A 12,868-nucleotide genomic window follows, 5' to 3' on the forward strand; every position below is an offset into this window, starting at 1 on the left:
CACCACATTTTCAATGCAATACTTTACCGGGTTTCAAAATCTGAACAGTTTTTATAAGAAAAAGAGAAATTGCAATTAACAAAATCCAAAAAAGTTTCCGCAAAATTCATAGAATTTTTAAACCTTGCAGATTTTTAAACGGTGATAGAAGTCATGCGTTTTTTAACAAATAAATCCTCAAATTCCATTGCCAATAAGAAGTCAAAAATTCGTAAATTCGCGTTCAAATAAATCTATATAATGAGTAAATCGACTGAAGAGCTGAAATCTCTCACCACACAAATTAGAAGAGACATTTTGAGAATGGTTCACGCCGTAAATTCAGGTCATCCCGGCGGAAGTTTGGGCTGTACCGAATACTTTACCGCTTTGTACGGGAAAGTGATGAACTACCAATTGCCTTTCACCATGGAAGGAAAAAACGAAGATCTTTTCTTCCTTTCCAACGGACATATTTCGCCCGTATTCTACTCCACTTTAGCGAGATTCGATTTCTTTCCTGTTTCCGAACTGGCAACTTTCAGAAAACTGGGAACTCGACTGCAAGGACACCCAACCACGCACGATCACCTTCCGGGAGTTAGAATTGCTTCAGGTTCTTTGGGACAAGGTTTGTCGGTAGCAATCGGTGCTGCTTTAGGGAAAAAATTAGACGGCGACGACCGTTTGGTTTATGTTTTACAAGGCGATGGCGAATTGCAAGAAGGCCAGAACTGGGAAGCTTTCATGTATGCCGCAGCAAAAAAAGTAGATAACCTAATTACCACCATCGACTACAACGGAAGACAAATCGATGGCGATACCGAAGATGTTTTAGACCTCGGTGATTTACACGCAAAAATGGAAGCTTTTGGTTGGACTGTTTTAGAAGAAAAAAACGGAAACGACTTGGAAGCAGTGATCGCAATTTTAGAAAAAGCAAAATCAGAAACTGGCAAAGGAAAACCAGTGTGTATTTTATTGCATACAGAAATGGGTTATGGTGTAGATTTCATGACTGGATCTCACGCTTGGCACGGAAAAGCACCCAATGATGAACAACTCGATACGGCTTTCAAACAATTATATTTAGAAGCTCCGGCTGATTATTAAAATGCTTTTGGCTTTTGGCAACTTGCTTTTAGCCATTAAATCAATCGAATAATTATATAAAAAAAACAGCAAAAGGTAGCGATACGCTAAAAACCAATTGCAAAAAGCAATATGAAATACACCTATACAGAACAAAAAGATACAAGAAGCGGATTCGGCGCTGGATTGGCAGAATTAGCAGATAAAAACCCAAACGTAGTCGCACTTTGCGCAGACCTTATCGGATCTTTGAAAATGGAGAAATTCATCGAAAAAGCTCCAGAACGTTTTTTCCAAGTCGGGATTGCAGAAGCCAATATGATGGGAATTGCAGCCGGATTAACCATCAACGGAAAAATTCCTTTTACCGGAACTTTTGCGAACTTTTCAACTTCCAGAGTTTATGACCAAATTCGTCAGTCGATCGCTTATTCCAACAAAAATGTGAAGATTTGTGCTTCTCACGCTGGATTAACTTTGGGTGAAGATGGCGCAACACACCAGGTTTTAGAAGATATCGGAATGATGAAAATGCTTCCTGGAATGACGGTAATCAACACTTGTGATTACAACCAAACCAAAGCTGCAACACTTGCAATTGCCGATTTCGACGGACCTGTTTATTTACGATTCGGACGACCAGTTGTTCCCGTTTTTATTCCAGAAGATATGCCTTTCGAAATCGGAAAAGGAATTATGCTTCAGGAAGGAACCGACGTGACCATCGTAGCAACCGGACATTTAGTTTGGGAATCTTTATTGGCTGCAGATGCTTTAGAAAAAGAAGGAATTTCTTGTGAAGTAATCAACATTCACACGATCAAACCATTAGACGAAGAGATCATCTTGAAATCTGTGGAAAAAACAGGAAGAATTGTAACTGCCGAAGAACACAATTACATCGGAGGTTTAGGCGAATCTGTTGCCGGAATGTTGTCTAGAAAAAGACCAACCATTCAGGAATTTGTGGCGGTAAACGATACTTTCGGAGAATCTGCAACCCCTGCAGAATTGATGAAGAAATACGGAATTGATTCTGACGCAGTTCAAGCAGCGGTGAAGAGAATTATGGCAAGATAATTTCTTTTTGAAATCAAATTTAAAACACGTCGGAAGGCGTGTTTTTTTTATGCCATAAATTCTGAAATTATAGGGTAAAACAACCGCAAAAGTTTGAACGTTTAAATGACGAAAAACAATAAAAATTCAGAAGAAAAAATCACCATTGAACGCTCCGAAAACGGAAAAATTTGGCTGACTTCCAATCATTTCTACCTTATTCATTTTAAAGAAATCTCTTCGAAAGAAATTCCTTACGAAAATCATTTCCAGCTCGGCTTTTTGTCCGTGCAAGTTCATCATCAATGGAAAAAATACGGGGAAATACAGATGGATTCGTGCGATTTTAAACAAAAGAAATCCACTTCAAAAAAAATTGAAATGGACTTCAGAAAAAAAACAGAAAATTTAGTATTAAAAAGTTTTTTCTAATTCAATCGCTTTTGGAAATAGGATATTGTTTTCTAAATGAATGTGGGTATGCAAATCTTTTTCGAAATCTTCTAGCATTTTAAAGGTCACTTGGTACGTTCCACAAGCATCTTCCGGAAACTGATAGTTGTTGGTCAACGCTGCGATTTTTACAAAGCGGTCACCTTCTATGGTGTGTTCATGTTTCATCATCGCAACGGGATTTTCAACGCTTCCAAAGTGAGGTTTTTCAACATTTTCCCCTTTTTGTTTTGCAGCCACCATTTTTTTGATGAAAGGAAACAAAAGCAATTCCTCTTTTTTGAGGTGAGCGCCTAAATCTTTTGCACTTTCTACAAAAAGCTCATTAATTTCAAACAATTCCGGATGTCTGTCGCCATGAACTTTGCACAGTTTATTTAAATATTGCAGCAAAACTGCGGTATTTTCTTCCACATATCTATGGTGTGTTTTTTCTACGTAATCAGCCAATAAATCCAAAGGCCAGGAATTGAAATCGATGTCATTTGATTTTTGATTCGAGAGATTTTCTAAATCTTTGTAAACATCATCAATATTGACTTTTTTGTTTTCGCACGCTTCTTCTATGGTTCTGTTTCCTTTGCAGCAAAAATCAATTTTATATTTTCTAAATACTTCAGCTGCTTTGAAATCTTCTGCAACCATTTCACCTATTGTTTTTTCTTTCGTTACCATATCGTTTATGATTTTAAATTTATACTACAAAGGTACCTCTTTTTTTTAATTCGGACAATTTTATCTTAATTAAAATCATAAAAGCTTTTCAGAGGGTCATCTAATTTTTAAACGCAATTAATTGGCTGAAAAAAGAAACTGAAAAACTATTTGAGCCACGCCAAACCATTTTCGGTTTTAACGGCTAAATCGTAGAAGGAATATTTCTGGGTCATGGCGACCAAATTTTCTCGAACTTTTCTGAAATCATCGTGTACAGGACAAGGATTATCTGCCGAACATTTATGCAAACCTAATCCACAATTGGTAAAAATACCATCGCCATCAATAATCCGCACGACATCAAAAATTTTTGTTTTTTTCTGCTTCGCAATATCAAAGATAAAACCACCTTGTTTCCCACGATTTGATTCTAAGATATTTTCGCGACACAATTGCTGCAGAATTTTGGCTGTAAACGCTTCGGGAGCATTGACCGATTTGGAAACTTCTTTTACGTTCACACGCTTCTGCTGATGACTTTGTTGGGCAATATAAATAATAGCTTTGATGGCGTATTCGCAGGCTTTTGAAAACATTTTTTGGACTATTTAAAAAATTGCCATTTCGGAATAAATGCTAATAAACCTACCGATACGAAAAGAAATAAGTTAGTAACATCGGTATACAAAAAGGTACTTAAATAGTAATTATGCATCATATAATGCGCTAAAACAGCAACTGGGAAAAGAAAAACGCCTGCTTTTCTGTAAAAGAAAATAAGGACAATTCCCAGAATCATCAACAAATCAACGCTGACGATGATCAGAAAGTAATCCATTGGGATACGAAGTTCGGTTCGTTGCAAAAACTCATCCGTATCAATACCGATCCCCATTAAGGAAAATAGCAGCAACGCGCCTAATGATAAAATAAAACCCAGGTCTTTTTTGGGATCTTCGTTTTTAAAATTCTCATCCATATTGGTAAAATTAAAAAAACTTTTGAAAGGAATTCAAAAGTTTTTTATAAAATTGATATTAATCAGTTTATTAAATAGAAACAGCGTCGATTAATCTATTTTTGTCAGAAATATATTCTTCCATAGAAATCATACTTTCAGTACGCATTACATCTTGAATGTCGTCGATCTTATAGATAATTCTTTTTGCGTCTTCTGTATTTTTGGCTCTTATTTTACAGAAAATGTTATATTTTCCAGAAATCACACTTGCTTCAATTACATTTGGAATTGTGGTGAGTTCTTTTAAAACCTCTTGAGTTCGGTTTGATTTCGTAAGAAGAATACCGATAAAAGCAGTGAAATGATAATCTAATTTTCCGTAATCGATGGTTAAAGATGATCCTAAAATGATTCCAGCATCTTCCATTTTTTTCACTCTAACGTGGATTGTTCCTGCGGATACATCCATCTGTTTTGCAATTTCGGTGAAAGGCATTCTGGTGTTTTCTACTAAAAAATCAAGGATTTTTTTATCTATTTCGTCTAGTTGATAGTTCATGTTGAATTTTATAAAAATGATAATACTAAGTCAATATTTTTGCAAATTTACGAAAAAATATTAAAATGAAAAATTTTAGGTTAATATTAACAATTTTTAACTTAAACAAATGCTTTTCTGATAAAATCCTTATTTTATTGTATCATTTCTAACAGAATCTCTTTTAATCAGTGGTTTTTCCGCTGGATTTTTTTTATCTTTTTTGGTCCTTTTAAAGATGGTATTGAAACTTTTACTATACACTACACCTACCCCGTAACTTTGGTTTGAGCTTGCATTTCCTGCTGCCGTTCCGTTTAAGCCGATGTTTGTAGGTTTGGAATACGCTCTTAATAAGCGGGTTCCGTCATTTTTTTTCGACCAGTCGTATTCTACAATTCCTTCTCCCGAAAGATATTCGGCGTTGGTATTGTCGGATTTCGAAATGGGTATTCCTAAACCTGTTTTTACTTTCACTCTTGGTGACAGCAGAAAACTCACACTTGCGTTTGCACGATTTCCGGTATTGGAACCAGCGTCTCCATTCAGATAATTCAGATCCACCTGAAACTCATTACTGATGTTATTGAGTACAGAACCCAACTGTTTGAACAACATATCATACCCAGAACTTTCGGCAAAATTACCAAGATTGATATCAAAAGCAGAACTGCCAACACTGAAACTATTCATGACCAGTACAGAACCAAATTGGATTATTTTTTCGTCTTCGTTACTCATTTTTTCAGCGAGTATTTCTTTGAGGTTAGACGAGACATCTTGGGCAGAAACACCTAATTCAATTTTCGGATTATTGAGGGTTTGCGTAATTTTAGTACTCAGCAAAACATTGATGGGTTGCAGACTTCCACGGTTTAAATATTGACCTGCATTCGTTACGGTTCTCAAATAAGTGGCGTTAATATTCAAATCGGGAGCGATGGGATCTCCGTCCCAACGGATACTGCTGCCTTTGGAAATTTGGAAAGTTCTGTTCAAAATTGCTTTCGAAACAAAAGTTCCGTTATCCACGAAATAATCTCCCGCCATCGAAATCGATCCGGATCTGCTCATCAAAAAGCGCAGCTTATCGGAATTTCCACGAACTGAAATATCACCGATATCATCACCAACCAAGACATTAACGGTAGTTCCTTTATCTACAGAAAGGGTAAAATCTACATTTAAATTCGCATTCGACCGTTTCTTTTCTTCTACACTCACTACACCTGCTTCATCTCGTTTTAAAAACCTCAGCATTTTAAATTCTTCCACATTTGAGGTAGAATTCGAATTAAAGGTAAAGACACTGTTGTTCAACGCGCGCATTTCCGGCGTAGAAATATTTAGGGCAGAAACAGGTCCGTCCACGTAAAGTGTTCCTGTACCAAAAACTCGTCCCCAAAATAAATCGAGATCTTTTTGAGTGGTATTTAACAGCATTAAATTATCGGCTCTCATCACTAAATTGACGCCCATCGAAGATAAGGTTTCAAACTGAATCGCTCCGGAGATTGATCCTTTCGAATTGCTGCGACCGTCTTTTACACCTATATCATTCAATATTGCCAAACCTTTAGACAATGATATCACTGTGTCGTCAAAAGAATAATCAACGCCGGTGAAATTTAATTTGAGACCCAAATCTTTCATGGCAATATCGCCACTGTAGTCTATATCATTTAATTTACCCGAAATTTTCAAATCTCCGGACGCTTTCCCTCGAAGGTTTCCGAAAATCCCTTTTACAAATTCCTGTGCAAACTGCAGATCAAAATCATTCATGTCTGCAACCAAATTTAATGTTGGTGATGCAGTATTGTTATTAATGGTTCCGGTTAGGATCAAATCATTATTACCAATGATTCCTGCTGAAACAACTTTCGCTTCAACATCGAAAACATTGGGAACCGCACTTTTCTTCGCAGAAACAATGACATTTCCCATATCTTTTCCGTTCATCAAAATATTGGTAACATCTAAATCGATCAGTGGTTCCAGATTGTTTTGATTCTTTTTTACATCAAATGTTCCGTTCGCAACTCCTTTCACATCAATACCATTATCACTGCCTATTAAAGCTAGAACTTTGGCAATCTGAAGATTTTTAAGTTCACCTTTTGCGGAGAAATCTTTTGCCGATTTAAAGAGGGATTCTTTCAAAAATAACTCGCTATCGTCGGAGTAAATCCTAAGATTCTGTATCAAAAAATCACCTGTATTTTTCCGGTAGGTTATAGAGTGGTTCAAGGTGGGATCTGTATCGACACTCCACGCTACATTATTAAAAGTAACCGTTGTAGGCTCGAAACGTAAAACATAATCACCTGCAGAATTTGTAGATTGATTAAGATTTAATGCATACTCTTTCAAGGTATTTTTTACTTCATCTTCTGGCGAACCTAATTTAAAATTGGTGGCAACATGAAGGGTTTGGTTATTCTCGTTTCTTCCGCTGAGTGTGATATCTTTCAGAATATTTTGATTGTATTCTACTCTATTGACCTTTGCGAAAATTTGTTCATCAAGCTTTGCGGTGTTAATTCTGACCATCAAACTATCGATCATTGCACTATCCCGCGTTATTTTGTTGCGTTCTGTAATTTTATAGGCGGGATTTGCTTTTGCCAAAGCTTGATCAGCTTCGGTAATTTCCTCTTTTTTGGTCATGATGTACTTCAAAGTCTGCGCATCGACATTCAAAATTAAATTATTTGAATTTCCATCAAAAGAACCATTGACGGAAGCACCGTTCGGAATTTGCAAATTAGGCTCGAAATAACCTACTAATCCTTGCTTTACATCAAAATCCATCGTAAAATTCTGTCCGCGATATATTTTTCTAGGCGGTGGTCCCACGAGAATTTTTCCGATTCCATTTTGAACCATTCCGGCTAAATCTCCGAGATTATACCGCCCCGAAATCTGGCCATTTACAGCTCCAGGAGCATCGACAGAGACAATTCGGTTTCCGTTTTCGAAAAAAGCTTTTACGGTAGCGTTTGGAATCAGGTATTTTTGTGAAGCATTGGTAAAAGTTACATTCTGCAGATCAGCATCCAAATTGAGATCATTCAGGTTGGTCATCCCAATTTTTCCTTTCACCAAACCACTTACGATCTGACTCCCTTTTCCGCCCGTAAAATAATTGAGATTTAAAAACTGAACATCTGCAGTAACATCTGCGAACAATTTTTTGGTGCGGAAATCGATAAAGCCATTCACGTTTGCTTTTGCCTGATCATCATTTACGTTTACAATTCCTTTATAGGTTTTGTGATCCATAAATCCATCGAGATAAATAGTATTAATTTCTTTATTAAGGATTTCAATTTTTGAAATTTGCGAACGTGTTTTCAGTCGCATCGTGTTCACATCAAAACTCTCCCCCTGCAAATTGAATTTTCCGGAGATTAATCCCACTTCTTTACTTTTTGTAATAACCGAAGTGTTTAAGTCATTCACTTCCGCAAAACCTCGATATTTAGGTAAAGCGGAAATATAATCATTCAAATAAAAATTGGTGATTTTCGCTTGACCGATCCCTGTAATTAAATTGGCTTTAGGAACGAAAACTTCTTTGGGCGTTACGCGCACTGCACCATTGTATTTTAATCGTCCGAAATCATCGGCGAAGTTTTTCATTTTTGAAGAAATGAAAGTTGGCATCATTTCCTTCAAATCGACATATGTAAGATCGGTAGAAAGTGAATTGGTTTCAATCTGGAAATTTCCCTTCAAGATATTCGAAACTTTCATTGTTTCTGTACGGATATTGACTTTAGGATTTGTTACCAGAAAATTCTCCAGATGAAATTGGTTCAAAGGACCAGTCATCGTTCCGGAAATATTGATGGGTTTGTAATTATCCCAATCGGTCACAAAATAACTGATATCGTAACCACTGATTTGGCTTCCTGGTCTCAATTTCATATCCCAACGAACACGATTGGTAAAATCTGACCAAGAACCGTTTTGTAAATTAAATTTTATGTCACCCTGAAGTAGAGAATGATCGGTATTGAAGGTTAAATCTTTGAGCGATAAAAATTGATTCGTCAAAGAAAAGTCTGCAGAAAAAGTATCAACAGTATGTTTTTTTCCCCATCTTTCGGTCGTAAATCTAAAGTTGTTGATCTGTGCAGAAACATTGGCTCCATTCACTTTTAATTCGGGCACGACCAGATTTACATTTTCTGCCATTAACCATTTCCCTTCTTCACCTGTATGATTCTGATTGATGATAGAAACTTTTGAATCATTAATAAAAATTCTGGATTTTAACTGAAAAGGTTCTCTTGGTGTTTTCGGCGCAGGGGAATTAAACAAATCTACAAAACGGATAAAATTTGAAATACTATCACCTTTATAAGTAATGACTTTTAAATCAAGATTCTTTAAAGATAAAGACTGAAACTGCAAGTTCCTAGAATTGCTAATGATAGAAAACCAATTAGAATCGGCGTATAATTCCTTTGCCTTTAAAAAAGGGAAATTTTTATAATCTTTTATGGCAACATTATGGATATGAATATCCCCGAAATAACTCACCTCCACACTTTCGAAAGACATTTGTGATTTCAAATCTTCATTGAGTTTTTCAATAACCTTTTGCGCTGCCCAGTTTTTGGTCGAAGGTAAACTTACGAGAATAAATACCGTTCCAACGAGAAAAATGACTAACCAGAAAATAATCAGAAGCAATTTTGCCCACCATTTATAATTCGTAACATCTTTTGCAGCTTGTTCACCGAATTCTTTTGCCGTTTCTAAAGGATGATTTATGGTATCTGACGCGAGCTGTGTAGCACTTTTTACAGTTTCCTGTACTTTTTCGCTCACATTTTCTGCGGTATGCTGAATCTTATCACCAATATTTTCTGGGACAGATTTTTTATTTTCGTTATCGTTATTATTCTCTAAATTTGCCATTGTTATGAGCGACTCAATAATTTTAGGGATAGAATCGTCCTGCGACGACACTTCAGCGGCAATCATTCAAGGAAACAAAATCCTTTCAAACATTGCAGCCAATCAAGAAATACACAACGAATACGGTGGTGTGGTTCCTGAACTGGCTTCTCGTGCACATCAGCAAAATATTATTCCTGTGGTACAAAAATCCGTGAGCAAAGCAAATATACAACAAAAAGATATTTCTGCCATCGGATTTACTCGAGGTCCTGGACTTTTGGGTTCCTTATTGGTCGGAACTTCTTTTGCCAAATCACTTGCCATGAGTTTGAAGGTTCCTTTGATCGAAGTGAACCATCTTCAGGCACATATTTTAGCACACTTTATCGACGATGCAAATCCTCTTCCACCGAAATTTCCGTTTTTATGTTTAACGGTTTCAGGTGGACATACGATGATTGTTGTAGTGAAAGATTATTTCGATATGGAAATTATCGGAAAAACAATCGACGATGCAGCCGGTGAAGCATTTGATAAAATCGGAAAAATATTCGGGTTAGATTATCCAGCTGGACCGATTATAGACCGATTGGCTAAACTTGGGAACAAAGATGCTTTCCAGTTTAATAAACCCAGAATAGAAAATTATAATTATTCCTTTAGCGGAATTAAAACTTCCGTGCTTTATTTTATCCAAAAGGAAGTTCAAAAAAATCCAGATTTCATTGCAGAAAACCTCAATGATTTATGTGCTTCTGTTCAAAAAACATTGGTAGAAATTTTGATGAACAAACTGGAAAAAGCAGCAAAAGAATTAAATATCAATGAAGTTGCCATTGCAGGTGGCGTTTCGGCGAACTCCGGTTTGCGGGAAGCAATGCAGAAAAATGCAGAAAAATTAGGATGGAATATTTACATTCCGAAATTTGAATATACTACTGATAATGCAGCAATGATCGCAATGGTCGCAAAATTAAAATTTGACCGCGGAGAATTTACAGATTTATCCGTTTCGGCAACTTCGCGATACGATATTGAGGAGAGTTTTAAGAAAGAAGTCGTAATAAAAGATAAATAGATTAGAAACTTTCAGATGAAAATATTATTAGAGGAAAAAATCATGGTTTCACACTCCAAAAAAAGTTCAAGATATTACTGGATTTTAGAAACGGTGACCGGTAAAACTGAATTCACAAAGACTTCTGAGGAGGAAGATTTTCAAGAGGCAAGTTCCGAAATCGGTTATATTCAAAATGTAAAAGAGGAAATCATCGAAAAAATCAACTCAGAAAATGTTTTCAGTTTTCAGTTTGAACCGAAAGAAGGAGATTATTTATCGATTAAAAATAACTTGAGGAAAAACGAATATTTGAATTTGATTTTCATCAATAATAAATGGATTGAAGAAATTTATGCGTGCAGTTACCGAGATTGCAACGGTGATATTTACACCACCATCAAAACCGGATTGGCTTTTTTGAGTGAGAATGAAATCTCGTTTTAATTTTAAAAAATAAATATTTACTTGTGAAATTATTTTACGGCGAAATATCAGAAAATACAGTCATCATCAATACTGAAGAGCAGCAACATATTGTTAAAGTTCTTCGGATGAAAAGTGGCGAAGAAATTTTCGTTACCGATGGAAAAGGAAATCTCGCCAAAGGAAATCTCGTTTTTGAAGGCAAAAAAGTACATCTTGAAATTTTAGAAATCAAAGAAAACTTACCCAACTTTTCACCTCAACTTCATATTGCAATTGCGCCGACAAAAAACATTGATCGCATTGAATTTTTTGTAGAGAAAGCGGTAGAAATGGGAATTTCGGAAATTACTTTTCTTCAAACCGAAAAAACGGAAAGAAAAAATATCAGCATCGAAAAACTCACGAAACAAGCCATTTCAGCATCGAAACAGAGTTTGAGATTTCATTTTCCAAAAGTGAATGAATTGACCAAATTTTCGGATTTTATTAAAGAAGTTCATCCAGAAACTACATTTGTAGCGCATTGCAACGAAAATTTAGAAAGAATTGAGTTGAAAGACATTCAAACCCAAGAAAATATCACCTTTTTAATTGGACCGGAAGGAGATTTTTCGGATAAAGAAATTCAGCTTTTGGCGGAAAAAGGCGTGAAAGCAGTTTCATTGGGAAATCAACGATTGCGAACCGAAACGGCTGGAATTTTTGTGGCGGCTTGGAATTATGGATTGATGGGATGATTTGCTGATTTGATGATTTGCTGATTTGCTGATGATTTGATTTGATGATTTTTTCGATGTAGTAAGTTTCACTTTTTCAACTTTAAAGATCCTCAAATTTGTTTTTTTAATTTTCTCTTAAATATTTTGCTAAAATCTGTTCGCCACTTTTAATCGAATTCATTGCCCAACGTACTTTCATTTCCCACAGTTTCTCCTCAGAAAGTTTATAATCTAAATTTGATCTCAAAAGTTTTTGTTTCAGTTCGTAAACGGAAATTGCAGCAGCAACAGAAACATTAAAACTTTGCGTAAAGCCATACATCGGAATGGCTAAAGTTTCGTCGGCGAAATCGAGAATTTCCTCAGAAACTCCTGCAGCTTCTGTTCCGAAAACCAATGCTACAGGTTCTTTTAAATCATAATCAGATAACATTGTTGCATTATTTTCAGGTGAAACAGCCAATATTTTGTACCCACGATTTTTAATTTCTCTCAACGAATCCAAATTGTGCGGAAGTTTTTCTACTTCTACCCAGGTTTCTGCTCCTTTAGTAACGCGAAGATTGGGATTGAATTCGTGCTCGCTTTCCATGGCGATAATTTTATGAAATCCACACGCTTCTACGGAACGCACAATTGCTGCCGCATTTCGAAACTGGAACACATCTTCGATCACTGGCAAAACAAAATCGGAACTTTCGGGTGCAAAATGATTTATTTTTTCTAGGCGTTCATCGGTGAGAAATTGCTGGAGATGCTGAAAGATTTTCTGATTGTTCATGGCCTCAAAATTAAGGAATATTTTGTAAAATGAAATGAAATTGCAAGTGAATGGACCAATCAAAAAATGTTGGTTAGCGCCTTAAATTTCTGGTTTAGAACTGAATTGGTTTCAACGCAGAATCTGCGCCCCGACTTGATTTCTATGACACCGCCAAACTATTTTGGTAATTATTTTCATATTTTTTTCCAGATTTGAGTACTGCAAAAATGAGATGGATTATTTTATT

12 protein-coding genes are annotated in these 12,868 nt (G+C 36.0%); 6 read left to right on the forward strand and 6 right to left on the reverse strand.

What is annotated here, in order from left to right; translation table 11 throughout:
• The first annotated feature begins 240 nt into the window (after positions 1-240).
• From BW932_RS08210 to BW932_RS08220, 3 genes are all read left to right on the forward strand, one after another.
• Positions 241-1,092, forward strand: a complete 852-nt coding sequence (locus BW932_RS08210) for a transketolase (protein WP_076387006.1) — start codon at positions 241-243, stop codon at positions 1,090-1,092.
• Between the two features lie 111 nt (positions 1,093-1,203).
• Positions 1,204-2,151, forward strand: a complete 948-nt coding sequence (locus BW932_RS08215; RefSeq protein WP_076387007.1) for a transketolase family protein — start codon at positions 1,204-1,206, stop codon at positions 2,149-2,151.
• A 105-nt stretch (positions 2,152-2,256) separates the two neighbouring features.
• The gene (locus BW932_RS08220; RefSeq protein WP_076387008.1) at positions 2,257-2,562 is read left to right on the forward strand and encodes a hypothetical protein; all 306 of its coding nucleotides are present in this window, start codon (positions 2,257-2,259) and stop codon (positions 2,560-2,562) included.
• Here BW932_RS08220 and ric read toward each other — a convergent pair.
• From ric to BW932_RS08245, 5 genes are all read right to left on the reverse strand, one after another.
• Positions 2,545-3,258, reverse strand: coding sequence for an iron-sulfur cluster repair di-iron protein (gene ric / locus BW932_RS08225; protein WP_076387009.1), 714 nt, complete (start codon positions 3,256-3,258; stop codon positions 2,545-2,547). The two genes, BW932_RS08220 and ric, sit on opposite strands and share 18 nt — an antisense overlap.
• Before the next feature lie 146 nt (positions 3,259-3,404).
• Complete coding sequence (locus BW932_RS08230) at positions 3,405-3,836, reverse strand: RrF2 family transcriptional regulator (RefSeq protein WP_076387010.1); 432 nt, start codon at positions 3,834-3,836, stop codon at positions 3,405-3,407.
• An 8-nt stretch (positions 3,837-3,844) separates the two neighbouring features.
• Positions 3,845-4,219 carry a hypothetical protein gene (locus tag BW932_RS08235; protein ID WP_076387011.1) on the reverse strand — a complete coding sequence of 125 codons (375 nt, stop codon included), beginning with the start codon at positions 4,217-4,219 and terminating at the stop codon, positions 3,845-3,847.
• A gap of 70 nt (positions 4,220-4,289) precedes the next feature.
• Positions 4,290-4,760, reverse strand: a complete 471-nt coding sequence (locus BW932_RS08240) for an Lrp/AsnC family transcriptional regulator (RefSeq protein WP_076387012.1) — start codon at positions 4,758-4,760, stop codon at positions 4,290-4,292.
• 129 nt (positions 4,761-4,889) lie between these two features.
• The gene (locus BW932_RS08245; RefSeq protein ID WP_076387013.1) at positions 4,890-9,671 is read right to left on the reverse strand and encodes a translocation/assembly module TamB domain-containing protein; all 4,782 of its coding nucleotides are present in this window, start codon (positions 9,669-9,671) and stop codon (positions 4,890-4,892) included.
• Between the two features lie 4 nt (positions 9,672-9,675).
• Here BW932_RS08245 and tsaD point away from each other — a divergent pair, with 4 nt between their 5' ends.
• The 3 genes from tsaD to BW932_RS08260 are packed head-to-tail and all read left to right on the forward strand — an operon-like array spanning position 9,676 to position 11,876.
• Positions 9,676-10,731 carry a tRNA (adenosine(37)-N6)-threonylcarbamoyltransferase complex transferase subunit TsaD gene (gene tsaD, locus BW932_RS08250; protein WP_076387014.1) on the forward strand — a complete coding sequence of 352 codons (1,056 nt, stop codon included), beginning with the start codon at positions 9,676-9,678 and terminating at the stop codon, positions 10,729-10,731.
• Positions 10,732-10,746: 15 nt separating this feature from the next.
• A complete protein-coding gene (locus tag BW932_RS08255) occupies positions 10,747-11,157 on the forward strand; it encodes a hypothetical protein (RefSeq protein ID WP_076387015.1) in 411 nt (136 codons plus the stop codon).
• Between the two features lie 23 nt (positions 11,158-11,180).
• Positions 11,181-11,876, forward strand: a complete 696-nt coding sequence (locus BW932_RS08260) for an RsmE family RNA methyltransferase (RefSeq protein ID WP_076387016.1) — start codon at positions 11,181-11,183, stop codon at positions 11,874-11,876.
• Positions 11,877-11,982: 106 nt separating this feature from the next.
• Here the strand turns inward: BW932_RS08260 and BW932_RS08265 are convergent, their stop codons facing one another.
• Positions 11,983-12,639, reverse strand: coding sequence for a TrmH family RNA methyltransferase (locus tag BW932_RS08265; protein WP_076387017.1), 657 nt, complete (start codon positions 12,637-12,639; stop codon positions 11,983-11,985).
• Positions 12,640-12,868: the final 229 nt, after the last annotated feature.

It is taken from the genome of Kaistella chaponensis, from assembly GCF_900156725.1.
GTDB lineage: Bacteria > Bacteroidota > Bacteroidia > Flavobacteriales > Weeksellaceae > Kaistella > Kaistella chaponensis.